We start from the raw sequence: 24,270 nt of genomic DNA, 5'->3' as shown, positions 1-24,270 counted from the left end.
GCCTGCCGCATCTGCGGCGCTGGACCGGGCAAGCGCACCTAATGTGGTCAGCGGAGTCCACTACCGCTCGCAATCAGAAAGGGACAGACGGCGATGAGCGACACCGCACTGCAGAAGGAATCCGTGGGCGAAGAGCCCAAGAAGAACCCGGTGACCAAGCGCGGGGGCGGCGACCCCGCCTCCCGGGGACGCACCACGATCGCGGACGGCGTGGTCGAGAAGATCGCCGGCCTCGCGGCCCGTGACGTCGAGGGCGTCCACGCGATGGGCAGCGGCCTCTCCCGTACCTTCGGCGCGGTGCGCGACCGGGTGCCCGGAGGAAGCAAGTCCGTCTCGCGCGGCGTGAAGGCCGAGGTCGGCGAGGTCCAGACGGCACTCGATCTGGAGATCGTCGTCGAGTACGGCGTCTCGATCGCGGACACCGCACGCGACGTGCGGGAGAACGTCATCGCTGCGGTCGAGCGGATGACGGGCCTCGAGGTCGTCGAGGTCAACATCGCGGTCAGCGACGTGAAGCTGCCCGACGAAGAGGACGAAGAGCCCGAACCCCGTCTGCAGTAACCGTCAGTACGTCAGTAGAGGAGCGCACGATGAGTATGGCTGTGGTCGGCCTGATGGCCGGCATGGCACTCGGCTTCGCCGGGTACTTCGGCGGCTTCGGAGCATTCCTGCTCGTGGCCGCACTCGGCGCGATCGGCTTCGTGGCGGGCAAATTCCTCGACGGCGACATCGAAGCCGGCGACTTCTTCCGCAACCGCGACAGCCGCGACAGCGACCGGCGGCGATGACCGGCACGGTGGAGCCCGCGGAGCGCGGGGCGACCCGGATCGCCGACCGGGTCGTCTCCAAGATCGCCGCCCAGGCGGCGCGCGAGGCGCTGGACGGTGCGGTTCCGGCCGACGGCGCACCACCTCATGCCACCGTGACGGTGCAGGACGACCGTGCGCGGGTACGCGTTGGTCTGGAGCTCGGTTATCCGTCCGACATCGGTGGCCAGTGCGGCGCGGTGCGCCGTCAAGTCGCCCTGCGCATCAAGGCGTTGGCGGGCATGGAAGTGCCCGAGGTGACGGTGGAGGTCGAGCGGCTGCACTCCGCACAGACACGCGGGACGGGCCTGGGGAGGATCCGATGAGCGAGTACGAACCCGAGGGCGGCACGGCCGGTACGCAGCGCCTGCCGGTCATCGAGCGGACGCCCGAGGCGTCCGGGTCACCGGACCTCGACCAGTCCGCCTCTTCGGCGGCGTACGAGGCGACCGACCCGGGAGGCGTCCGCGCCCACCGCTTCTGGTCGCCGCGCCGCACCCCCGCCCTGCTGCTCGCCCTCGTGGTGATCGGTGGCGCCGGGCTGCTGCTGTACGACATCTCCGCGGTCCGGGCGGGGCGCCCCGCGATGCACTGGCGCAAGGTGGTCGCCGACGACCTGGCGACCCGGCCGCTGGACGACACCTGGGTGCTGGCCGGCGCGGGCGTCGCGGCCGCGCTGGGTCTGTGGCTGATCGTCCTGGCGGCGACGCCCGGTCTGCGCTCGGTGCTGCCGATGCGGCGCACCACTGCGGACGTACGGGCCGGGCTCGACCGGGAGGCCGCGGCGCTGGTGCTGCGCGACCGGGCCATGGAGGTGTCCGGTGTGCAGTCCGTACGCATCCGCATGAAGCGCTCCAAGGTCACGGTGCGCGCGCTGTCGCACTTCCGTGAACTCGACGACGTCCGGGCCGACTTGGACACCGCACTGGGTGCGGGCATCACGGATCTGGGACTCGCGAAACCTCCCGGCCTCTCCGTGCACGTCGGCCGTCCGGCCAAGAAGAAGTAGGGGTGTGGACGCGATGCTGAAGTCGGCGAACCGGGTGCTGCTCGCTCTCGCGGGACTCGTCCTGCTCCTCGTGGGCGGCGCGGTCCTGGCAACAGGTCTCGGCTGGTCGGTGCCTTCGTGGTGGCCCTGGGACGGGCGTCATGACGTGCTGCTGAGCACGGCGGACCGGACCCGGTGGCGCGAGAACGGCTGGTGGTGGCCCGCCGTCATCGCCGCGCTGGCGGTCGTGGTGCTCCTTGCCCTGTGGTGGCTGCTGGCCCAGCTGCGACGCTCACGCCTCTCCGAAGTCCTGGTGGACAGCGGGGACGGCGACGGAGCGCGGCTCAGGGGCCGGGCGCTGGAGGGTGTACTGGCGAGCGAGGCGGAGGCGCTGCACGGGGTCGACCGTGCGAACGTCACCCTGACCGGGCGCCGTACCGCACCCGAGGCGCGGATCGGCCTGCTCCTGGAGGCCCACGCCCAGCCCGCCGCCGCGGTCGCCGACCTCACCTCGGAAGCACTGGAGCACGCCCGCGCGTCGGCCGGGCTGACGGCGCTCCCGGCCGTGGTCCGGCTGCGCGCGGTCAAGCACCGCGCGCAGCGGGTTTCCTAGGGCCCCCAGCCGGAGCCAGGACGAGGATCAGTCGGACAGGCCTGCGAGATCGCGCAGGCGGCGGCCCTGGGCGGCGCGCTCGGCGGTGCGCTGCTCCTCGAAGGTGCGGCCCGAGGCGCCGCTCAGCAGCGCCTTGGTCTCGACCACGGCATCGCGGGGTGCGGCCAGCAGGGCGCCCGCCAAGTCCCTTACGGCGCCGTCGAGTTCATCAGCGGGTACGGAGAGATTGGCGAGGCCGCAGCCGACCGCCTCGGCCGCACCGACGAATCGTCCGGTGACGCAGATTTCGAGCGCGCGGGCGTACCCGACGAGGCCCACCAGCGGATGGGTGCCGGTCAGGTCGGGGACCAGCCCGAGGCTGGTCTCGCGCATGGAGAATTGCACGTCCTCGGCGACGACCCGGAGGTCGCAGGAGAGGGCGAGCTGGAATCCGGCACCGATCGCATGGCCTTGAACGGCCGCGACGGTGATCAGGTCATTACGGCGCCACCAGGTGAAAGCGTCCTGGTACTCGGCGATAACCGCGTCGAGCTCGGCGTCGCCACCGCGCGCCATTTCAAGGAAGGACGGCTCACCGTCGAAACCCTCAGGCGTGAACGCCTGACGGTCCAGGCCGGCGGAGAAGGACTTGCCCTCGCCGCGCAGCACCACGACACGCACACTGCCCGGAAGTGACCGACCCGCTTCCGTCAACGCCCGCCACAGAGCGGGAGACTGGGCGTTGCGCTTCTCCGGGTTGGTCAGTGTCACCGTGGCAATGGCGTCCTCGACGGTGAGCCGTACGCCATCCTTGTCGAGCACGTTGTCGAGCGAGGTCATGGGACGCCTCCGGTTCGGATGCAGACAGTTAAGTGACTGCACAGTAACCACCCGGCCAACCTCGCGATCGACCGGGTGGGCACCGCCGAAACCGGTGAGCCCAGGACCATGCCCTTCACTCAGGCCGAGGCAGCCTTCTTGCCTCGCGTCGCTCCGCCGCGGCCTCGCAGCGTCACGCCGGATTCACTGAGCATCCGGTGAACGAATCCATAGGAGCGGCCGGTTGATTCGGCCAACGCCCGGATACTCGCCCCGGAGTCGTACTGCTTCTTCAGGTCTGCCGCGAGCTTGTCGCGCGCGGCGCCGGTTACCCGGCTGCCCTTCTTCAGAGTTTCGGCCACCCGTGCCTCCTCAGCGGAAGTGCGCTCTGGACTCTCATGATCACCCCTCATGAGCTTCCTGGCCACCCATTCGGCAAGGTCCGTACGACAACCTTTTGCGGACGGAAGCCCGGCGAACTGAACGGAATACAGGATTCCGAGCGCGTGATCGCGGGAACCGCCAGGTCAGCGCCGCACCCACGCAATGCGTGGTCAGGGCAGCAATTGTGCGGATGCCACGCCGTGGTACGAGAGAGACTCACCCAGATGAAGGATCACCTGTAAGCCGAATGATCCATCCGAAGTGGATCAGGCGGACGATCAGGCGAGCGAGACCAGATCCCGGTAACCCGGGCCCCACAGGTCCTCGACGCCGTCGGGGAGCAGGATGATCCGCTCGGGCTCCAGCGCCTCGACCGCGCCCTCGTCGTGGGTGACGAGGATGACCGCGCCCTTGTACGTACGCAGCGCGCCGAGGATCTCTTCCCGGCTGGCCGGGTCGAGGTTGTTGGTGGGCTCGTCGAGAAGCAGGACGTTGGCCGAGGAGACGACCAGGGTCGCGAGCGCGAGCCGGGTCTTCTCACCGCCGGAGAGCACACCCGCCGGCTTGTCCACGTCGTCGCCGGAGAAGAGGAAGGATCCCAGCGTCTTGCGGACCTGGACGAGGTCCAGGTCGGGTGCGGAAGAGCGCATGTTCTCCAGGACCGTGCGCTCCGGGTCGAGCGTCTCGTGCTCCTGGGCGTAGTAGCCCATCTTCAGGCCGTGGCCCTCGATGACCTCGCCCGTGTCGGGCTTCTCGGCCCCCGCGAGCAGCTTCAGCAGGGTCGTCTTGCCCGCACCGTTGAGGCCGAGGATGACGACGCGAGAACCCTTGTCGATCGCGAGGTCGACATCGGTGAAGATCTCCAGCGAGCCGTACGACTTCGACAGGCCCTCCGCCATGAGCGGGGTCTTGCCGCAGGGCGCGGGGTCGGGGAAGCGCAGCTTGGCGACCTTGTCCGAGACACGGACCGCTTCGAGACCGGCGAGCAGCCGGTCGGCGCGCTTGGCCATGTTCTGGGCGGCGACCGTCTTGGTGGCCTTCGCGCGCATCTTGTCGGCCTGCGAGTTGAGGGACGCGGCCTTCTTCTCGGCGTTCTGGCGTTCGCGCTTGCGGCGCTTCTCGTCCGCCTCGCGCTGCTGCTGGTAGAGCTTCCAGCCCATGTTGTAGACGTCGATCTGGGTGCGGTTTGCGTCCAGGTAGAAGACCTTGTTGACGACCGTCTCGACCAGCTCGACGTCGTGAGAGATCACGACGAAGCCGCCGCGGTAGCTCTTCAGGTAGTCACGGAGCCAGACGATGGAGTCGGCGTCGAGGTGGTTCGTCGGCTCGTCGAGGAGCAGGGTGTCGGCGTCCGAGAAGAGGATCCGGGCCAGCTCCACGCGGCGGCGCTGACCGCCGGAGAGCGTGTGCAGCGGCTGGCCGAGGATGCGGTCGGGCAGACCCAGGGCCGCGGCGATGGTGGCGGCCTCGGCCTCGGCGGCGTAACCGCCCTTGGTGAGGAACTCCGTCTCCAGGCGCTCGTACTTCTTCATCGCCTTTTCGCGCGTGGCACCCTGCCCCGTCGACATGCGCTGCTCGTTCTCGCGCATCTTGCGCAGTACGGAGTCGAGGTCGCGGGCGGAGAGGATGCGGTCGCGGGCGAGGATCTCGAGGTCGCCGGTGCGCGGGTCCTGGGGGAGGTAGCCGACCTCGCCGGAGCGGGTGATGGTGCCGCCTGCGGGCGTGCCCTCACCGGCGAGGCACTTGGTGAGCGTCGTCTTGCCCGCTCCGTTGCGGCCGACGAGGCCGATGCGGTCGCCCTTGGCGATGCGGAAAGAGGCGTTCTCGATGAGGATGCGGGCGCCGGCACGCAGCTCGATGCCGGAAGCGGTGATCACGGTAAAACTCCAGGGCGGTATGGACGGCGGAAGGGCAGGCGGAGGGCGGAGGCAGGCGCCCAGCATCGACGCCGGCTAGTGCACAAGGAGAGATGCCATGACCCCAGTCTAACGGTGCCGCGCCCGGACCCTGCCGCCGCAGGGGTCAGGCCTGCCCGGCCCGGGGGTGGGGACGTTCGTTGCCCAGGGGGGTGCGGCCCGGGGCGATCCGGCCCAGGCCGTCCACCGCGATCAGTTCCTCGGTCCAGGCGGCACCAGGACCGCACGGCTGGGCGACCAGCAGGGAACCGCCGGCCCCCAGGGTCCGGTCAGGTGCGAAGGCGCAGCCTTCGGCGGCCGGGAGGACCCAGCGCAGATCGCCGTCCTGGGCGCGGTACGCCATGATCCGCTCCGGGGTGACGACGGCGAGCATCCGGGTCCCGGGGTCCAGGGACCGCAGGACTCCGGTCGTACGGTGCCCGGGGTACGGGACGGCGCGGTGCCAGCGCACCGAAGAGCGGGCGGTGTCGGTGACCATGCCGTCGCTCCAGAGCGTGAAGGCGTGGCCGGGAGCGGTGAGCAGGTCCAGCGGACGGCGGCCCTCGCGGCGGTACGTCCAGCGGGTGCGGCCCGAGTCGCTGTCGTACGCCTCCACCGCGGTGCCCCGGGTCCGCAGCCCGGCGGGCGCCGCAGGGCCCGCCGGTCCGGTGCGGACGGTGAGGCGGTCTCCGTAGGGAAGAGGGCGTGCGTTGTGGGCGGCGGTCAGCAGCGGCAGTGCGCACACGGCGGCGACGGCGGAGACGGCGAGGCGCGTGCCCCGGCCAATGGTTCTCATGGGCCGCAGAGCGTAACTCCCTCGGCCACAAAAAGCGCGTACCGCAATCAATCGGTCGATACTCGGACCATGCAATTCGATGACGACGCCAATCTGGACACCTCCGAGGTCCAGGACGTGCGCGGAAGTCGCGTTCCCGGCGGCAAGGCCACCATCGGCGGCGGTATCGCGGGCATCATCGCGCTGATCATGGGGCTGTTCTTCGGGGTGGGTCCCGAACAGCTCGGGCTGTCCTCGGGCGACACCGGAGGGACGTCGGCGAGCGCGTCGTCCGTGGCGCAGGTCCAGCAGACCTGCCGCAAGGGGACGGACGCCAACGCCAAGGAGGACTGCCGCATCGTCGCGGTGGTCAACAGCGTGCAGGACTTCTGGCGGCAGGAGTTCACCCGGCGGAGTGCGCGCTATTCGCCCGCGCAGACGACCCTGTTCTCCGACCGGGTCACCACCGCGTGCGGGGCGGCGACCTCGGCGGTCGGACCCTTCTACTGCCCGCGCGACAACAAGGTCTATCTGGACCTGGGGTTCTTCAACGAGCTGCGGACCAAGTTCGGCTCCAGCGGCGGCGCGTTCGCCCAGGCCTATGTGGTGGCGCACGAGTACGGCCACCATGTGCAGCAGTTGATGGGCACGCTGAGCAAGTCGCAGGACGGGCGGCAGGGCGCCGACAGCAACGCGGTGAAGGTGGAACTGCAGGCCGACTGCTACGCCGGCGTATGGGCGCATCACGCGACGAGCACGCCGGACGAGTCGACCGGGCGGCCGCTGATCAGCTCGCTGACGCAGGCCGACATCGAGGACGGGCTGAGCGCGGCCGCGGCGGTGGGTGACGACCGGATCCAGGAGAAGTTCCAGGGCCGGGTCACCCCGGAGTCGTGGACGCACGGCTCGGCCGCGCAGCGCCAGCAGTGGTTCTACACCGGTTACCGCACCGGTGACATGAGCCGGTGCAACACCTTCCGATAGGGCGTTGTCAGTGCCCGGTGCAAGACTGGATCGCACGGGGAAATCAGCCGAGTTGAGGGGTGATGGGCATGACCGGCAGCATCAGTCCGACGATTCTGTACGACGACGCGAAAGCAGCGGTCCAGCTGCTGAAGGACGCCTTCGGCTTCAGCGAGGTGGGCGTCTTCGAGGACGAGAACGGCCTTGTGGTCCACGCGGAACTGACCTACGGCAACGGCGCGGTGATGCTCGGCTCCAAGGGGCGGGAGGGCGCGTTCGCCAAAGCGCTGGCGGACGGCGGCCCTGTCGGGGTGTACGTCGTCGTCGAGAACGTCGACGCACACCACCAGCAGGCCCGGGATCACGGGGTGGAGATCCTGATGCCGCCCACGGACCAGGAGTACGGCGGGCGGGACTACATGGCGCGTGACGCCGAGGGCAATGTCTGGAGCTTCGGTACGTATGCGCCCGGGGGCTCCGCCGGGTAGCGGCCGCGCGCTGCGCGCTACGCGCCTCCGGTGTGGACCTGGAAGGCGGCCCGGCGCACCGCCTTGGCCAGGGCGGGGTCGGGGTGGGCGGCGGCCAGGGCGACCAGGACCTGGACGGTGCGCGGGTGGCCCACGGCCCGTACCTCGTCGAGCAGCGCGGGGACCGTGCCCTGGACCGCTGATTCCAGGTGGCGGACCAGGAGCGGGCTCTCGCCGTGGTCGGAGACCGCCGCGGCGGTGTCCACCCAGAGCCAGGTCGCTTCCTCGCGGGTGAGGGCGTCGGCGGCGTCCTCGGGGTCCGCGCCCTCGTACTCGGCCAGCCAGAGGACGGCGTACGGGCGCAGGGTGCGCTCCCCTGCCGCGGCACGCACCACGGGCTCCGCGGGGCCGCCGACGACGCGCAGCGCCTCGAAGGCCAGGCCGCGCAGGAGGGCGTCGTCGCCGCGGGCGACGGAGAGGAGCTCGGCGACCGCGCTGCCGACGGGGCGGGCGGCGAGCCAGGCGCGGTACTCGGCGCGGGCCGGGCCCGGGGTGAGTCCGGCGCAGCCGTGCAGCATGTCCTCGGCGGGCTGCTCGATGTTGCCCGCGGGGCTCTGGGCCGCGACACAGATCTGTTCGAGCTTGACCCAGACCGCCCAGTTGCCGAGCGGGGTCAGGGTGGCCTGGTCCTTGCCCAGCGTCAGCGCGCCCACGGCTGCCAGTCCGCGCAGGGCCCAGCCCAGGAGGGGCGGGAGGGGCGCCGGTGCGGCGGGGGGCTGCGTCTCCTGCGGCTGGGGGCCGTACGGAACCTCGCAGCGTTCCTCGCGGAGTTCCGCGACGCGCTGCTCCAGGAGGTCCAGAAGGGCGGGGAAGGTCACGGGGCCCGCGGAGAGCTGGAGGAGGGAGAGCACCTGGGGCACGGCTTCGACGACTTCGGCGACCGCGGCGGGGGCCACGTCACGGTCGGCGGGGTGGACGATCGACCAGGCGTCGAAGAGGGCGACCCAGCCGCGCAGCACGGCCGAGTCGTCGCGGTCCCAGGCGCGCAGGCGCCAGCCGGGGCGGACGGTGGTGTCGTGGAGTTCGACGAGCCCGGCGAGGCGGGCACGGTCCCAGCCCGCGCGCACCTGGCCGGGGGTCAACTGCAGTTCATGGGCCGTCTGTTCGGGCTCGGGGGCGGCCAGGGTGTCGGCGGCCCAGCGGGCGACCCGTACCGCGTCGGCCAGCACCTGCCTCGCCTGACGGGCCAGCTCTGCGGGGGCCGGGGTGCCCTCGGGCGGGCGGGGGGTGGGACGCGTGCGCCGGTTCGTCACGGCCCGGCGGGCCGTGGCAAGGGGCCGGGGGCGGACGAGTCGCAGTCTGGAGTCGCGCGCCAACTTCTCATCAGGCTTCCGGGTCGTCACGGAGGTCAGTCTCTCCGCTGACGCCCCGAAAGCCCAAACGGAATCGGCGGCGCGCACCTGAGGGGTCACATGAGAGGGGTGAGGAAGCGGCGAAGCGCCTCCTCGTACGCTCCGGGGTCCGCATTCCACATGGCGGCATGAGGAGCATCCGGAACCTGGTGGAGCGTGGTCAACTCCGGCCGCCTCGCGGCCAGTTCCCTGGAGGGCCCCCAGGGCGCGACGTGGTCTCCGGGGCCGTGCAGGATCAGGGTGGGGACCGGTACTTCGAAGTAGCTTCCGGAGTGCAGACCGGTGCGGCCCTCGGCTGCCCGGACCGCCAGCGGGAGGAGCGCGGCCGGGGTGTGGCGGGTCGCGGCGAGCGCCCGGAGCGTGGTCTGCCAGTCGAGGACCGGGGAGTCCAGGACGAGGCCGCTGACGTGGTGCCGCAAGGCGGACCGGGACGCGGCGTGCAGGGCCATCGTGGCGCCGGTGGACCAGCCGTACAGCACGATGCGGTCGGCGCCGCCGCGCACCGCGTACCGGATCGCGGCGTCCACGTCGCGCCACTCGGATTCGCCCAGGTGGCCGAGTCCGTCCGGCGGGCGCGGGGCGCCCAGGTCCCCCCGGTAGGTCAGGTCGAGGACGGGGAACCGCTGCCGGTTCAGGAAGTCCATGACGTTCATGGGGTGCTCCCTGGTGGTGCCGAGTCCGTGCACGGTGATGACCCAGGTGGAACGGATCGCGGGCACGAACCAGGCGGGGAGCGCGCCGAGTTCACCGGTGATGACGACGTCGCTGTGGTCGAGGCCGAGCGCCGTGTACGGATTCCCCTGGTGGAGCTGCGGGGTCAGCCGGAGCCGGGCGCCGGGCTCCAGGGAGCCGTGCGTGACGCGTTCCAGGCGGCGCACGACCGTGTCCGCGCTGTGCGGGACCTCGTCGAGGACGGGTCCGACGACGGCGTGGACGTCGGGGTTCTCGAGGCCGTACGTACCGGGGCGCACCGAGGCCAGGCTGCGGGTCAGGGTGACCTGGCCGGGCGCCGTGGCGTGCAGGGTGAGCCGTGGGTCGGCGGGCAGTGGTCGGCCGCGCGGCGCCTTGAGGGCGGCATCGCTGGCGTAGCGTCCGGCGGCGACCACAGCCGCGCCGACGCCGATCAGGGTGGTGACGGCCGCTGCCGTCGCTGTAGCCGGGCGCACGCCTCCAGTGTCGGTGCGGGCGGCCTCCGCGGCCAGTGGGCGGGGGCCCAACGGGGCCCGGCGTGCCTATCGGCGCTGCGGGCCGTAGCCGCGGAGCTTCTCGGTGACCTTCTCCAGCTGGGCCGTGGTCAGCAGGTGCGGGTCCCGGCCGGGGAGTGCGCTCGCCTTCAGCCAGAGCTCGCACATCCACTCGAGCTGGGCCGTGCGGTCGTACGCCTGGGAGAGGGTGGTTCCGTACGTGAGGGTGCCGTGGTTCTGCAGCAGGCATCCCGTGCGCCCGGCAAGGGCGCGCAGCACATTCTCGGCCAACTCCTCCGATCCGTAGAGCGCGTACGGCGCGACGCGCACCGGGCCGCCGAGCGCCGCGGCCATGTAGTGGACCAGGGGGAGCTCGGGGACGAGCGTGGAGACGGCGGTCCCGTGGACGGCGTGGGTGTGCACGACGGCCGTCGCGTCGGTGCTGCCGTAGACCGCGAGGTGGAGGGGAAGCTCGCTGGTCGGGGCGAGGGTGCCGATGACCTGGCGGCCGGAGAGATCGACGGCGACGGTGTCCTGGGGGCCGAGCCGGCCGTAGGGGACGCCGCTGGGGGTGAGCAGGATCAGGTCCCCCGACCGCACGGAGACATTGCCCGAGGTGCCGACGACCAGTCCCTCCGCCGCAGTTCTGCGGGCGGTGGCGACGAGCTCGGCCCAGGCTTCTGCGATCGCGTCCTGTGAGGTCATGAGGAGGATCGTGCCAGGCGGCCGGCGGACGCCGGTCCTCCGTTGATGCCGGAGTTGGCCGGAGAGCGCCGGAGATGTACGGATCTTGCGGTAGCTTCTGGCGGGCTTCGTCACGCACGACGCCATCGGGGGGAAAGCATGGCCCGTGACAACACACCGTTCCTTCAACGTGCCCGGGTACGGACACTCACCGTGTCCGTGGCGGCACTGACCGTATTGGGGGGTACCGCGCTCGCCGGCCTTCCGGCATCGGGCGCGGACAAGCCACGGGGACACGACGTCTCCTCGCACCAGAAGAACGTGGACTGGAAGAAGGCCAGGGCCGAGGGCGCCCGGTTCGTCTACGTGAAGGCCACCGAGTCCACGACGTACCGCAATCCCTACTTCTCGCAGCAGTACGACGGCGCGCGGAAGGCCGGGATCATCAGGGGCGCCTATCACTTCGCCGTCCCCGCCGAGTCGCCCGGGAACGGGAAGGCACAGGCCGCCTACTTCGTGACGTACGGCGGCTGGTGGCACCGCGACGGCTGGACCATGCCGCCCGCGGTCGACCTGGAGCACAACCCGTACGGGAAGGACATCTGCTACGGGCTGAGCAAGGCGCAGATGGTCGGCTGGATCACGTCCTTCAGCGACGAGGTGCGGCGCAGGACCGGTCACCGGCCCGTCATCTACACCACCACGCGGTGGTGGAACAGCTGCACCGGCAAGAGCCGGGCCTTCGCCCCGACCCACGACCTGTGGCTGGCGCGGTACAACACGACGCCCGGGGAACTGCCCGCCGGGTGGTCGTACTGGACGATCTGGCAGTACGACAACGGCAGCGGATCGCTGCCGGGTGATCAGAATCTCTTCAACGGGTCGGTCAGCCGGCTCCAGCGGTTCGCAAAGGGGTAGAAATCCCGGTGCCCGCACGGCCGGGCGGCCGCTCCGGTGACGGCGTGAACACAACCGGAGTGGCGCTCCCCCGTTTGGGGTCACCACAACGCCCGCCTCAGTTCATCTTCCGTTCACTCGGGTTCCCTACCTTCCAAGAGTCAATGACCTCGAGCGATTGCCCAGGTAAATGGAACACCTGACCCTGCTCCTTGGGATCGTGATCGTTACCGCTCTCGTGTTCGACTTCACGAACGGTTTCCACGACACCGCCAATGCGATGGCGACGACCATCTCGACCGGCGCTCTCAAGCCCAAGACTGCGGTGGCCATGTCCGCAGTGCTCAATCTCGTCGGTGCGTTCCTGTCCGTGGAGGTCGCCAAGACGATCTCCGGCGGGATCATCAACGAAAAAGGCATCAGCACGGAAGTGATCTTCGCGGCGCTCGTCGGCGCCATCCTCTGGAATCTGCTGACCTGGCTCCTCGGCCTGCCGTCCAGTTCCTCCCACGCTCTCTTCGGCGGCCTGATCGGCGCGACGCTGATGTCCGTGGGCACCTCCGGGGTCAACGGCAACACCGTCATCACCAAGGTGCTGATCCCCGCGGTCGCCGCCCCGCTCGTCGCCGGCCTGGCCGCCTACCTGGCCACCAAGTTGACGTACAAGATCGGCAGCCGTACGGACGACAAGGCCACGGCCAAGGGCTACCGGGCCGGCCAGATCGCCTCCGCCGGTCTGGTCTCCCTCGCCCACGGCACCAACGACGCGCAGAAGACCATGGGTGTCATCACCCTGGCGCTGGTGACGGGCGGCGTCCTCGCCCCCGGCGCCAACCCGCCGCTGTGGGTCATCGTCTCGGCCGGTCTGGCCATCGCCCTCGGTACGTACCTGGGCGGCTGGCGCATCATCAAGACCATGGGCAAGGGCCTCACCGAGCTCCGCCCGCAGCAGGGCTTCGCCGCCCAGACCGGTGCGGCCACGGTCATCCTGGCCTCCTCGCACCTCGGCTTCTCGCTCTCCACCACCCAGGTCTGCTCGGGCTCGGTCATGGGCGCGGGCCTCGGCCGCAGGGGCGGGGTGGTCCGCTGGTCCACCGCGACCCGGATGTTCGTCGCCTGGGGTCTGACCCTGCCGGCCGCCGCGGTCGTCGGCGCGGGTGCGGAGTTCCTCACCCGCCAGGGCAACATCGGCATCGCCTCGGTCGCCGTCCTGCTCGTCGCGGGCTCGGGCGTCATCTGGTCGCTCTCGCGCCGCAAGCCGGTCGACCACACCAGCGTCGTCCCCGACGCGGACGCGGAGCCCGCAGGCGTCGTGACCACCGCGATCGCGGCCGTCACCCCGCCTCCCCCGGCCGGCGCCCCGGCCGAAGGGCTCAGGACCACCATCCCGTCGCCCGGGGGCGCAACCCCCGAGCCGACCCGACCGGCCACGGTCTGAGTCCCGGACACGGTTAAGGAATCAGCGGTATGCACATCGACTGGCAAGCACTCGGCACCGTCTTCGGCGTCAGCCTCGTGGCGACCGTCGGGCTGGTGGGTCTGTTCACCCTCGGCATCGTCGGACTGTCCAAGTCCGCGGAGACCTCCGGCACTTCCGGCACTTCCGGCACGGCCGGTTCCGCAGGTCCGACCCTGGTGGCGCGCTCCGGTGCGTACGTCTGCTTCGCGCTCTGCGCGGCGGCCGTCGCGTACGGGATCTACCTGATCGTCGCCTGACGGACCTCACCGTCCCCGACCGCCCCGCGCATCCGTGCGGGGCGGTCTTCTGTGTGCCCCAACACACTCTTCCTTCGCAGGTCAAGAGTGAGTTGACGGGTGTTCTCCGACCGTGGTGGACTGCCGAAGCCAATACGGCGGCATGGAGAGGAAGTCCGGTGCGAATCCGGCGCGGTCCCGCCACTGTCACCGGGGGTTGATCCCCCGGGAGCCAGGAACTCTCGCCGCCGATCACGTCGAACCAGGGCGCGGACACCCTGAGTGAGGACTTTTCGCCATGAGCGTTGCGTACGGCTGCCTGTTGCCGGTCTCTTCTCCCCTCTGTTGAACCATGCGTGCCGAGCGAGTCTTCGCGTACGGCGCAACGGCCGGACTTCTCGGCGACCTGCTGCTCGGTGATCCTCGCCGGGGGCATCCGGTCGCCGTGTTCGGGCGGGCCGCTGCCGCTGTCGAGGGGCGTCTGTGGCGTGACCACCGCGGGTGGGGCGCACTGCATGCCGTGGTCTGTGCCGGTGGTGCCGTCGCCGCTGCCGCCGTGGCGGAGCGTGCCCTGCGTGGCCGGCCCGCCGCTGCCGTGGCGCTGACTGCCGCCGCCACCTGGGCCGTTGTCGGCGGGACCTCGCTGGGGCGCGAGGCGCGGGCCGTCGGCGGCGCGCTGGCCACCGGCGACATCGAGGTCGCCCGGGAGCGGCTGCCGCATCTGTGCGGGCGCGATCCCTCAGAGCTCGACGCGCAGCAGATCGCCCGTGCGGTCGTGGAGTCCGTCGCCGAGAACACCTCCGACGCGGTGGTGGGCGCCCTGGTGTGGGGCGCGCTGGGTGGGGTGCCGGGTCTGGTCGGGTTCCGGGCCGTGAACACCCTCGACGCGATGGTCGGGCACAAGTCGTCCAAGTACCGGCGCTACGGGTGGGCTTCGGCCCGGCTCGACGACCTCGCCGGCTGGCCGGGGGCGCGCCTGACCGCCGCGCTCGCCGTGCTCGCGGGCGATGACGCGCGGGGTGCGGTGCGGGCCTGGCGCGAGGACGCCGGCAAGCACCCGAGCCCGAACGCGGGGCCGGTGGAGGCCTCGTTCGCTGGGGCGTTGGGCGTACGGCTCGGGGGGACCTTGTCGTACGGCGGCCGGATCGAGCACCGCGCCGTGCTCAACGGCGGTGCCCGCGAGGTCGGGACACAGGACATCGAGCGGGCCGTACGGCTGTCGCGTCGGGTGAACGCACTGGCACTGGTGACGTGCGTCGCCGTGCGCTGGGCGTACGGAGCCAGGAGGAACAGGGCATGACAAGCAGAGGCAAGGGCGGCGGGCTTCTCGTCGCGGGAACCACCTCCGACGCGGGCAAGAGCGTCGTGACCGCCGGGATCTGCCGGTGGCTGGTGCGCCAGGGCGTGAAGGTCGCCCCCTTCAAGGCGCAGAACATGTCGCTCAATTCGTTCGTCACGCGGGAAGGCGCGGAAATCGGGCGCGCGCAGGCCATGCAGGCGCAGGCCGCCCGGGTGGAACCGACCGCGCTGATGAACCCGGTGCTGCTCAAGCCCGGGAGCGACCGCAGCAGCCAGGTCGTGCTGATGGGCAAACCGGTCGGGGAGATGAGTGCCAGGGGCTACCACGGGGGGCGGCAGGAATCGCTGCTCGGGACCGTCGTGGAGTGCCTGGAGGAACTGCGGGGCACGTATGACGCCGTGATCTGCGAGGGGGCGGGCAGTCCGGCCGAGATCAATCTGCGCCGGACCGACATCGTGAACATGGGGATCGCGCGGGCCGCGCGGTTCCCCGTGGTCGTTGTCGGCGACATCGACCGGGGTGGTGTCTTCGCCTCGTTCTTCGGGACGACGGCCCTGTTGAGCGCGGAGGACCAGGAGCTCGTCGCCGGGTACCTGGTGAACAAGTTCCGGGGGGACGTCTCGCTCCTGGAGCCGGGGATCGACATGCTCACGGGGCTGACCGGGCGGCGTACGTACGGCGTGCTGCCGTACACGCACGGGCTCGGCATCGACGAGGAGGACGGGCTGCGCGTCTCGATGCGCGGCGCCGTACGGGAGTCCGTCGTCGCGCCGCCGTTCGGCGAGGACGTGCTGCGGGTCGCCGTGTGCGCCGTACCGCTGATGTCCAACTTCACCGATGTGGACGCGCTGGCCGCAGAACCGGGTGTGGTGGTGCGGTTCGTGGACCGGGCCGAGGAGCTCGTCGACGCGGATCTGGTCATCGTGCCGGGGACGCGCGGCACGGTGCGGGCGCTGGAGTGGCTGCGGGAGCGCGGGCTCGCCGACGCGCTGCTGCGGCGGGCGGCGGCAGGCCTGCCCGTGCTGGGGATCTGCGGCGGTTTCCAGGTCCTCGGGGAGCACATCGAGGACGACGTCGAGTCGCGGGCCGGGGCCGTCGACGGGCTCGGACTGCTGCCCGTGCGGGTGCGGTTCGCCGTGGAGAAGACCCTGGATCGGCCGGTGGGCGAGGCGCTGGGTGAACGGGTGGAGGGGTACGAGATCCATCACGGGGTGGCCCAAGTGCTGGGCGGAGAGACCTTCTTGGAGGGGTGCCGGGTCGGTGCCGTATGGGGCACGCACTGGCACGGGTCGCTGGAGAGCGACGGCTTCCGGCGGGCCTTCCTTCGGGAGGTCGCGGCGGCCGCGGGGCGGCGGTTCGTTCCCGCGCCCGACACGAGTTTTGGAGCGCTCCGCGAGGAGCAGCTGGATCGCCTGGGCGATCTCATCGAGGAACACGCGGACACGGACGCGCTGCTCGCACTCATCGAGTCGGGCGCACCGTCAGGACTTCCCTTCATCGCACCTGGAGCGCCCGAATGACCACAGTGCTGTTGTTGTCGACCGCCGATACGGATCTGCTCGCGGCCCGGGCCTCCGGCGCTCCGTACCGGATCGGGAATCCGACGCGGATCGAGGTGAGCGAGGAGCTTCCCGGGCTGATCGAGGGCGCCTCGGTCGCCGTCGTACGGCTGCTGGGCGGAAAGCGGGCCTGGGAGGACGGGCTCGCGGTGCTGCGGGCGAGCGGGATACCCACCGTGCTGCTGGGCGGCGAGACCGTACCGGACGCGGAGTTGATGGCCGATTCGTCGGTGCCCGCGGGGGTCGTCGCGGAGGCGCTGCGGTATCTGGTGGAGGGCGGTCCCGGGAACCTGGTGGAGCTGGCGCGGTTCCTCTCCGACACCGTGCTGCTGACGGGAGTCGGCTTCGCCGAGCCGCAGAAGATGCCCGAGTGGGGGGTCCACGGGGCGCGCGAGCGGGTCGAGGGGCGGCCGACGGTGGGGGTGCTCTTCTACCGCGCTCATGAGCTGTCGGGGAACACCGGATTCGTCGATGTGCTGTGCGACGCGATCGAGGCGCGGGGGTCCAACGCCCTTCCGGTGTACTGCGGTTCGCTGCGGGGTGCGGATCCTGCGCTGTACGAGCTGCTGGGGCGGACGGATGCGCTGGTCGCGACCGTGCTGGCGGCGGGCGGCACACGGGCCTCCGACGCCTCCGCGGGCGGGGACGACGAGGCCTGGGACATCGGGGCGCTGGCCGAGCTGAATGTGCCCGTACTGCAGGGGCTGTGTCTGACGTCCTCGCGGGCCGTGTGGGATGCGTCGGACGCCGCGCTGTCGCCGATGGACGCTGCCATGCAGGTGGCGATTCCGGAATTCGACGGGCGGATCATCACTGTTCCGTTCTCTTTCAAGGAACAGGGCGAGGGGGAGGTTCCGGTGTACGTGGCCGACCCCGAGCGGGCGGCGCGGGTGGCCGGAATTGCCGTACGGCATGCGCAGTTGAGGCACAAGCCCAATGCGGAGAAGCGGATCGCCGTGGTCTTCACCGCCTATCCGACGAAGCATTCACGGGTCGGGAACGCGGTGGGACTCGACACCCCTGCGTCCGCCGTACGCGTGCTGGATGCACTGCGTGATGCCGGCTACGGGGTGGAGGGGCACCCTGCCGAGGGCGATGAGCTGATCCACCGGCTGATCAACGCCGGTGGGCACGACGTGGAGTGGCTGACCGAGGAGCAGTTGGCGGCGGCTCCGGCGCGGGTGCCGCTCGCCGACTACGAGGAGTGGTTCGCGACGGTGGAGGCCGGGCTCCGGGACAGCATGCTGGAGCATTGGGGCCCGCCGCCCGGGCAGCTGTACGTCGACGGGGACGACATCGTGCTGGCCTCGCTGCAGTTCGGGAATGTGGTGGTGCTGATTCAGCCGCCGCGTGGATTCGGTGAGAATCCCATTGCTATTTACCATGATCCGGACATGCCGCCTTCCCATCATTATCTGGCGACGTATCGGTGGCTGGAGAATTCGTTCGGCGCGGACGCCGTCATTCATATGGGCAAGCACGGGACCATGGAATGGCTTCCGGGGAAGGGACTTGGGCTTTCGCGCGGGTGCGGGCCCGATGCGGTGCTCGGCGAGCTGCCGTTGATCTACCCCTTCATCGTCAACGACCCGGGCGAGGGGACACAGGCCAAGCGGCGCGGGCACGCGACGGTGGTGGACCATCTGGTGCCGCCGATGGCGCGAGCCGACACGTACGGGGATCTGGCGAAGCTGGAACAGCTGCTCGACGAGTACGCGCTCGTGAGCGATCTGGATCCGACGAAGGCTCCGGCTGTGCGGGCGCAGATCTGGACTCTGGTGAAGGCGGCCGAACTTCATCACGATCTGCATGTCGACGAGCAGCCGGACGACGGCGACTTCGATTCGTTTGTGATGCACATCGACGGCTATCTGTGCGAGATCAAGGACGTACAGATCCGCGACGGGCTGCATGTGCTGGGTGGCGGGCCCGAAGGTGAGGCCCGGGTCAATCTGGTGCTCGCCGTGCTGCGTGCCTCGCAGGTGTGGGGTGGCACCGCGAACGCACTGCCGGGGCTGCGGGCCTGCCTCGCCGAGCACTTCGGGCTGGTCGAGAAGGAGTTGCTGAGCGAGCCCGGCGCGGCGGTGAAGGTGCCGGTCGAGCTGAGCGCGCTGGTCGACGGGCCCGCGCGGAGCGGTGCCGACGCGATCGATCTGCTGGAGCAGCTGTGCCGGCGGCTCGCCGAGGGCATGGAGGCGCGGGGCTGGGACGGGGGTGCGGTGGCTCCGCTGGTGGGTGAGGTGCTGGGGGGCATCGAACTGCCGGGCGTCGCTGCCGTGTTGAGGTTCGCCTGCGAGGAGGTCGTGCCCCGGCTCGCTCGGACCACCGACGAGATCGGGCACATCCTGCTGGCCCTGGACGGTGGGTACGTACCGGCCGGGCCGTCGGGGTCGCCCACGCGCGGGCTGGTCAATGTGTTGCCGACCGGGCGGAACTTCTATTCGGTCGACCCGAAGGCGATTCCGTCGCGGCTGAGCTGGGAGGTCGGGCAGTCGCTCGCCGACTCGCTGATCGCGCGGTACCTGGAGGACAGCGGCGAGTACCCGAAGTCGGTCGGGCTGACGGTGTGGGGTACGTCGGCGATGCGGACCCAGGGGGACGACATCGCGGAGATCCTCGCCCTGTTGGGGTGCCGGCCCGTGTGGGACGACGCCTCACGGCGCGTGACCGGGTTCGAGGTGGTGGGCCTGGAGGAGCTGGGGCGGCCCCGGATCGATGTGACCGTGCGGATCTCGGGGTTCTTCCGGGACGCCTTCCCGCATGTGGTGGGGCTGATCGACGACGCGGTGCGGGCGGTGGCCGAGCTCGATGAGCCCGCCGGCCTCAACTTCGTACGCGCTCACGCCGATGAGGACACCGCCGAGCACGGGGACCGGCGGCGGGCCACGGCCAGGATCTTCGGGTCCAAGCCCGGGGCTTACGGGGCCGGGCTGCTGCCTCTCATCGATGCGCGGAACTGGCGGTCCGACGCGGATCTGGCCGAGGTGTACGCGGTGTGGGGCGGCTATGCGTATGGGCGCGGCCTGGAGGGGCGCAATGCGCGGGGCGACATGGAGACCGCCTTCCGGCGGATTCAGGTCGCTGCGAAGAATGTCGATACGCGGGAACACGACCTTGTGGACGCTGATGACTATTTTCAGTACCACGGCGGGATGGTCGCCATGGTGCGGCATCTGACCGGGGAGTCGCCCGAGGCGTACGTGGGTGACAGTGCGACGCCGGATCAGGTCAAGACGCGGACCCTGGGGGAAGAAACCCATCGCGTGTTCCGGGCGCGGGTCGTCAATCCCCGGTGGATGGCGGCCATGCGGCGGCATGGGTACAAGGGGGCCTTCGAGATGGCCGCCACCGTGGATTACTTGTTCGGGTACGACGCGACTGCGGGGGTCGTCGACGACTGGATGTACGAGAAGTTGTCGGCGGAGTACGTGTTCGATCCGGAGAACCGGGAGTTCATGAAGACGTCCAATCCCTGGGCGTTGAGGGGCATTTCGGAGCGGTTGCTGGAGGCGGCCGAGCGGGGGCTCTGGGCGGAGCCCGAGGCGGAGACGCTGGCTCGGCTGCGGGAGACGTATCTGGAGCTCGAGGGTGACTTGGAGGGTGACGCGTGAGCTGCGCCCCCTGCGCCCCCGCTCCGGGGGCTCTGACCCCGGACCCCCGATCCTCAATCGCCGGACGGCTTGAAAATGCACCCCCATTGCTCAAGGAGGCCACCGCATGAGCACCCCCTATCCCTTCACCGCCATCGTCGGGCAGGACGACCTTCGGCTTGCCCTGCTGCTCAATGCCGTCTCCGAGCGGGTCGGCGGTGTCCTCGTACGGGGCGAGAAAGGGACCGCCAAGAGCACCGCCGTGCGTGCCCTCTCCGCTCTGCTGCCTGAGGTTTCCGTTGTTTCCGGGTGCCGGTTCTCCTGCGATCCCCACTCCCCAGATCCCGCTTGTCCCGACGGGCCTCACGACGGTGGCGATGGCGCGGCGCGTGCGGCGCGGACCGTTGAGCTGCCTGTGGGGGCTTCCGAGGACCGGCTCGTCGGGGCCCTCGACATCGAGCGTGCTCTCGCCGAGGGCGTCAAGGCCTTTGAGCCGGGGCTGCTGGCCGATGCCCATCGCGGCATCCTCTACGTCGACGAGGTCAATCTCCTTCACGATCATCTGGTCGATCTGCTGCTCGACGCCGCCGCCATGGGCGCCTCGTACGTCGAGCGCGAGGGCGTCTCCGTACGCCACGCCGCCCGGTTCCTGCTCGTCGGGACCATGAATCCCGAAGAGGGCGAATTGCGGCCGCAGTTGCTCGACCGGTTCGGGCTGACCGTCGAGGTGGCTGCTTCGCGCGAGCCCGATCTGCGGGTGGAAGTCGTACGGCGGCGGCTGGCCTACGACGACGATCCGGTCGCGTTCGGCCTGAAGTGGGCCGATGAGGAAGAGGCGTTGAGGGCGCGGATCGTCGCGGCGCGGGCGCTTCTTCCGGCCGTACGGCTCGGTGATCCTGCCCTGCGGCAGATCGCCGCCACCTGTGCCGCCTTCGAGGTCGACGGGATGCGGGCCGACATCGTGATGGCCCGTACCGCGAGTGCGCTCGCCGCCTGGGCCGGGCGTGAGGACGTCATCGCCGAGGATGTGCGGCAGGCCGCGCTGCTCGCCCTTCCGCACCGGCGTCGACGCAATCCCTTTGATGCGCCGGGACTTGACGAGGACAAGCTCGACGAGACTCTGCAGGAGTCGAGCGGGGGCGATGGCGAGGGTGGGGACGACGAGCCCGATCCCGATCCTGATGGGCCCGGCGGTGGCGGGCAGTCTCCGCAGGGGGGCGACGACACGCCGTCACAGGGTGGCGGGGAGCAGGGCGACACGCCTGGTGGGCAGCCCGGCGCCGGGGAGCAGAGTCCTGTTCGGGCCGGGGAGCCGTTTCGTACGAAGGCGCTGAGCGTTCCGGGGCTGGGCGAAGGCGCCTCCGGGCGGCGGTCCCGGGCGCGGACCGAGCACGGCCGGACCACTGGGGCCCGGCGGCCCCAAGGGGCCCTCACCAAGCTCCACTTGGCCGCGACCATCCAGGCCGCAGCCCCGCACCAGCGGGCGCGCGGGCGGTCCGGGCGCGGACTCGTCGTACGGCGGGACGATCTGCGGCAGGCCAACCGTGAGGGGCGCGAGGGGAACCTGGTGCTGTTCGTCGTCGACGCGTCCGGGTCCATGGCCGCCCGGCAGCGGATGAGCGCCGTGAAGGGGGCCGTGCTCTCGCTGCTGCTCGATGCCTATCAGCGGCGCGACAAAGTGGGGCTCATCTCCTTTCGGGGGGCGGACGCCGAGGTCGCGCTGCCGCCCACCTCGTCCGTCGATGCTGCTGCCGCTCGGCTCGAAATGCTGCCCACCGGGGGGCGTACGCCTGTCGCCGCCGGGCTGTTGAAGGCTCATGACGTACTGCGTGTGGAGCGCATGCGCGATCCCTCGCGGCGGCCGCTGCTCGTCGTCGTCACGGACGGGCGCGCCACCGGAGGGCCCGAGCCGGTCGCTCTCGCCGCGCGTGCGGCGCGGCTGCACGAGGCCGAGGGTGTGGCGTCCGTGGTGGTCGACTGCGAGTCGGGCCCCGTGCGGCTCGGGCTCGCCGGGGACCTTGCCCGGCACCTCGGAGGGACCGCCGTGACGCTGGGGGAATTGCGGGCCGAGGCTGTCGCCGGGCTCGTCAGGGATGTGCAGGACAGCAACCGCAGCCATCGGAGGGCCGCTTAATGCCGCAGGGACAGCCGGAGTCCGTACCCGACGACGGGCTGACCACGAGGCAGCGGCGCAACCGGCCGCTCGTCGTGGTGCACACCGGGGTCGGGAAGGGGAAGTCCACCGCTGCCTTCGGGCTCGCCCTGCGCGCCTGGAATCAGGGGTGGCCCATCGGGGTCTTCCAGTTCGTGAAGTCCGCGAAGTGGAAGGTCGGCGAGGAGCGGGCGCTGCGCGTACTGGGTGCGAGCGGCGAGGGCGGGACCGTCGCCTGGCACAAGATGGGCGAGGGGTGGTCCTGGGTCCAGCGCGACATCGAGAGCAGCGAGGACGCGGCCCGGGAAGGGTGGGAGCAGGTCAAGCGGGATCTGGCCCTGGAGACCTATCGGCTGTACGTCCTCGATGAGTTCATCTACCCGATGAAGTGGGGGTGGGTGGACGTCGATGAGGTGGTGGAAGTGCTGCGGGGGCGGCCCGGGACTCAGCATGTCGTCATCACGGGGCGGGGTGCGCCTGAACCGTTGGTTGAGCTCGCCGATCTGGTGACCGATATGACGAAGGTCAAGCATCCGATGGATGCCGGTCAGAAGGGCCAGAGGGGTATCGAGTGGTAGCTCGGATTGTTGTCGCGGCGCCGGCTTCGGGGAGCGGGAAGACGACGGTCGCGACGGGGTTGATGGCGGCTTTCGCGGGGCGGGGGCTTGCTGTTTCCCCTCATAAGGTCGGTCCCGATTACATCGATCCCGGGTATCACTCGCTCGCCACGGGGCGGGTGGGGCGGAATCTTGATGCCTTTCTGTGCGGCGAGGAGTTGATCGCGCCGCTGTTCGCCCATGGGGCGGCGGGGTGCGATCTCGCGGTCGTCGAGGGTGTCATGGGGCTGTACGACGGGGCTGCGGGGCGTGGGGAGCTCGCATCGACCGCGCACGTCGCGAAGCTGCTTCGGGCGCCGGTGGTGCTGGTCGTCGACGCGTCGTCGCAGTCGCGGTCGGTGGCCGCGCTGGTGCACGGGTTCGCCTCCTGGGATCCGCAGGTGCGGATCGGGGGCGTGATCCTGAACAAGGTCGCCTCCGATCGGCATGAGGCGTTGCTGCGGGAGGCTCTGGAGGAGTCCGGGGTGCCGGTCCTTGGGGTGTTGCGGCGGGTGGAGTCCGTCGCTGCTCCCTCGCGGCATCTGGGGCTTGTGCCGGTTGCCGAGCGGCGGGCTTCTGCGGTCGAGGCGGTACGGGCTCTGTCCGCGCAGGTGCGGGCGGGGTGCGATCTGGAGGCTGTGCTGGCGTTGGCGCGTACTGCGCCTCCCTTGGCGGGGGCGGCGTGGGAGGCCGGGGTCGGGGACGGGGGATTTCCCCTACCCGCCCCTTCCCGGCGAGACACTGTGCGGCTCCGCCGCGTGGGGGGCTCCGCCCCAGACCCCGGTCCTCAATCGCCGGACGGGCTTGATTTTGCCGATACCGGCTCGCAACCGCGGGGCGCTCGGCCCGTCGTCGCTGTCGCCGGCGGGGCCGCCTTTACGTTCTCCTACGCCGAGCATGCCGAGCTCCTCTCCGCCGCCGGGGCCGATGTCGTCACCTTTGATCCGTTGCGCGACGAGCAACTGCCCGACGGGACACGGGGGTTGGTCATCGGCGGCGGGTTCCCTGAGGTGTTCGCTCCTGAGCTCTCCGCCAATGAGCCCCTCCGTAAGGCCGTTGCCGAGCTTGCCTTTTCCGGGGCTCCCGTCGCCGCCGAGTGTGCCGGGCTGCTCTATCTGTCGCGGTCCCTCGACGGGCAGCCGATGTGCGGGGTCCTCGACGGTGAGGGGCGGATGTCGGAACGGCTCACGCTCGGGTATCGCGAGGCCGTTGCCGTGTCGGACAGTTCGCTGGCCGTCGCGGGGACGCGGATGCAGGGGCATGAATTTCACCGGACCGTTCTGGAGCCGGGTGCGGGGGCCCAGCCCGCCTGGGGGCTGCATCAGCCCGAGCGCCGGGTCGAAGGGTTCGTACAGCAGGGCGTGCATGCGAGCTATCTGCATACGCACTGGGCCTCCCGGCCCGGCATTGCACGGCGTCTGGTCGAGGGGTGCAGGAAGTGAGCGGGTCGCCGGATGCGGCCTGCTTGGAAGGCCGGGGGTCCGGGGGTCGTCCCCCGGGAAGACACAGCGT

23 protein-coding genes and 1 riboswitch are annotated in these 24,270 nt (G+C 70.7%); of the genes, 16 read left to right on the top strand and 7 right to left on the bottom strand.

Annotated features, from left to right (window positions below; all coding sequences use genetic code 11):
* Nucleotides 1-93 precede the first annotated feature (93 nt).
* From AB0H78_RS33110 to amaP, 5 genes are read left to right on the top strand one after another with little or no spacing between them, the layout of a single operon-like run.
* Nucleotides 94-561, top strand: coding sequence for an Asp23/Gls24 family envelope stress response protein (locus tag AB0H78_RS33110; protein ID WP_363238433.1), 468 nt, complete (start codon nt 94-96; stop codon nt 559-561).
* Between the two features lie 29 nt (nt 562-590).
* On the top strand, nt 591-788 hold the full coding sequence (locus tag AB0H78_RS33105) for a hypothetical protein (protein ID WP_206963187.1): 198 nt from the start codon (nt 591-593) through the stop codon (nt 786-788).
* Nucleotides 785-1,132, top strand: coding sequence for a hypothetical protein (locus AB0H78_RS33100; RefSeq protein WP_363238432.1), 348 nt, complete (start codon nt 785-787; stop codon nt 1,130-1,132). The genes AB0H78_RS33105 and AB0H78_RS33100 overlap by 4 nt, the downstream gene beginning before the upstream one ends.
* Entirely contained in the window at nt 1,129-1,815 is a 687-nt protein-coding gene (locus AB0H78_RS33095; RefSeq protein WP_363238431.1) for a DUF6286 domain-containing protein, read from the top strand. Before AB0H78_RS33100 ends, AB0H78_RS33095 begins: the two co-directional genes overlap by 4 nt.
* A 13-nt stretch (nt 1,816-1,828) precedes the next feature.
* Complete coding sequence (gene amaP, locus AB0H78_RS33090; protein WP_363238494.1) at nt 1,829-2,407, top strand: alkaline shock response membrane anchor protein AmaP; 579 nt, start codon at nt 1,829-1,831, stop codon at nt 2,405-2,407.
* Between the two features lie 27 nt (nt 2,408-2,434).
* On the opposite strand, the gene AB0H78_RS33085 is transcribed toward amaP, so the two are convergent.
* The 4 genes from AB0H78_RS33085 to AB0H78_RS33070 form a co-directional block, all read right to left on the bottom strand.
* Nucleotides 2,435-3,226 carry an enoyl-CoA hydratase-related protein gene (locus AB0H78_RS33085; protein WP_363238430.1) on the bottom strand — a complete coding sequence of 264 codons (792 nt, stop codon included), beginning with the start codon at nt 3,224-3,226 and terminating at the stop codon, nt 2,435-2,437.
* 119 nt (nt 3,227-3,345) lie between these two features.
* A complete protein-coding gene (locus tag AB0H78_RS33080; protein WP_329115282.1) occupies nt 3,346-3,567 on the bottom strand; it encodes a helix-turn-helix domain-containing protein in 222 nt (73 codons plus the stop codon).
* A gap of 300 nt (nt 3,568-3,867) precedes the next feature.
* On the bottom strand, nt 3,868-5,466 hold the full coding sequence (locus AB0H78_RS33075) for an ABC-F family ATP-binding cassette domain-containing protein (protein WP_363238429.1): 1,599 nt from the start codon (nt 5,464-5,466) through the stop codon (nt 3,868-3,870).
* Between the two features lie 145 nt (nt 5,467-5,611).
* Nucleotides 5,612-6,280 carry a hypothetical protein gene (locus AB0H78_RS33070; RefSeq protein WP_363238428.1) on the bottom strand — a complete coding sequence of 223 codons (669 nt, stop codon included), beginning with the start codon at nt 6,278-6,280 and terminating at the stop codon, nt 5,612-5,614.
* Nucleotides 6,281-6,349: 69 nt separating this feature from the next.
* Between AB0H78_RS33070 and AB0H78_RS33065 the strand changes: the two genes are divergently transcribed.
* Entirely contained in the window at nt 6,350-7,243 is an 894-nt protein-coding gene (locus AB0H78_RS33065; protein ID WP_363238426.1) for a neutral zinc metallopeptidase, read from the top strand.
* A 62-nt stretch (nt 7,244-7,305) separates the two neighbouring features.
* The gene (locus AB0H78_RS33060; protein ID WP_363238425.1) at nt 7,306-7,710 is read left to right on the top strand and encodes a VOC family protein; all 405 of its coding nucleotides are present in this window, start codon (nt 7,306-7,308) and stop codon (nt 7,708-7,710) included.
* A 17-nt stretch (nt 7,711-7,727) separates the two neighbouring features.
* Here AB0H78_RS33060 and AB0H78_RS33055 read toward each other — a convergent pair whose 3' ends face one another.
* From AB0H78_RS33055 to AB0H78_RS33045, 3 genes are all read right to left on the bottom strand, one after another.
* Nucleotides 7,728-9,002, bottom strand: coding sequence for a hypothetical protein (locus AB0H78_RS33055; protein WP_363238493.1), 1,275 nt, complete (start codon nt 9,000-9,002; stop codon nt 7,728-7,730).
* Nucleotides 9,003-9,157: 155 nt separating this feature from the next.
* Nucleotides 9,158-10,267: an alpha/beta fold hydrolase gene (locus tag AB0H78_RS33050; RefSeq protein ID WP_363238424.1), complete on the bottom strand. Its 1,110-nt coding sequence runs from the start codon at nt 10,265-10,267 to the stop codon at nt 9,158-9,160.
* Between the two features lie 66 nt (nt 10,268-10,333).
* A complete protein-coding gene (locus AB0H78_RS33045; protein WP_363238423.1) occupies nt 10,334-10,990 on the bottom strand; it encodes a class II aldolase/adducin family protein in 657 nt (218 codons plus the stop codon).
* Nucleotides 10,991-11,128: 138 nt separating this feature from the next.
* On the opposite strand from AB0H78_RS33045, the gene AB0H78_RS33040 reads away from it, so the two are divergent.
* From AB0H78_RS33040 to AB0H78_RS33000, 9 genes are all read left to right on the top strand, one after another.
* Entirely contained in the window at nt 11,129-11,887 is a 759-nt protein-coding gene (locus AB0H78_RS33040) for a lysozyme (RefSeq protein WP_363238422.1), read from the top strand.
* Nucleotides 11,888-12,056: 169 nt separating this feature from the next.
* A complete protein-coding gene (locus AB0H78_RS33035) occupies nt 12,057-13,304 on the top strand; it encodes an inorganic phosphate transporter (protein ID WP_363238421.1) in 1,248 nt (415 codons plus the stop codon).
* Nucleotides 13,305-13,333: 29 nt separating this feature from the next.
* Nucleotides 13,334-13,582, top strand: a complete 249-nt coding sequence (locus tag AB0H78_RS33030; RefSeq protein WP_363238420.1) for a hypothetical protein — start codon at nt 13,334-13,336, stop codon at nt 13,580-13,582.
* Between the two features lie 106 nt (nt 13,583-13,688).
* Nucleotides 13,689-13,824, top strand: a riboswitch (cobalamin riboswitch).
* 89 nt (nt 13,825-13,913) lie between these two features.
* The gene (locus AB0H78_RS33025; protein ID WP_363238419.1) at nt 13,914-14,861 is read left to right on the top strand and encodes a cobalamin biosynthesis protein; all 948 of its coding nucleotides are present in this window, start codon (nt 13,914-13,916) and stop codon (nt 14,859-14,861) included.
* The gene (locus AB0H78_RS33020) at nt 14,858-16,381 is read left to right on the top strand and encodes a cobyric acid synthase (RefSeq protein ID WP_363238418.1); all 1,524 of its coding nucleotides are present in this window, start codon (nt 14,858-14,860) and stop codon (nt 16,379-16,381) included. Before AB0H78_RS33025 ends, AB0H78_RS33020 begins: the two co-directional genes overlap by 4 nt.
* Nucleotides 16,378-20,031, top strand: coding sequence for a cobaltochelatase subunit CobN (gene cobN / locus AB0H78_RS33015; RefSeq protein ID WP_363238417.1), 3,654 nt, complete (start codon nt 16,378-16,380; stop codon nt 20,029-20,031). The genes AB0H78_RS33020 and cobN overlap by 4 nt, the downstream gene beginning before the upstream one ends.
* Nucleotides 20,032-20,137: 106 nt before the next feature.
* Nucleotides 20,138-22,144 (top strand): putative cobaltochelatase, encoded by a 2,007-nt coding sequence (locus AB0H78_RS33010; protein ID WP_363238416.1) that lies wholly within the window; start codon nt 20,138-20,140, stop codon nt 22,142-22,144.
* Entirely contained in the window at nt 22,144-22,740 is a 597-nt protein-coding gene (cobO, locus tag AB0H78_RS33005; protein WP_363238415.1) for a cob(I)yrinic acid a,c-diamide adenosyltransferase, read from the top strand. The genes AB0H78_RS33010 and cobO overlap by 1 nt, the downstream gene beginning before the upstream one ends.
* Nucleotides 22,734-24,200, top strand: a complete 1,467-nt coding sequence (locus AB0H78_RS33000; protein WP_363238414.1) for a cobyrinate a,c-diamide synthase — start codon at nt 22,734-22,736, stop codon at nt 24,198-24,200. The genes cobO and AB0H78_RS33000 overlap by 7 nt, the downstream gene beginning before the upstream one ends.
* The last annotated feature ends 70 nt before the right edge of the window (nt 24,201-24,270 follow it).

The organism is Streptomyces sp. NPDC050738 (assembly GCF_040654175.1).
GTDB lineage: Bacteria > Actinomycetota > Actinomycetes > Streptomycetales > Streptomycetaceae > Streptomyces.
The sequence above is the reverse complement of the archived record's forward strand: the minus strand, read 5'-3'. Positions and strand labels throughout refer to the sequence as shown.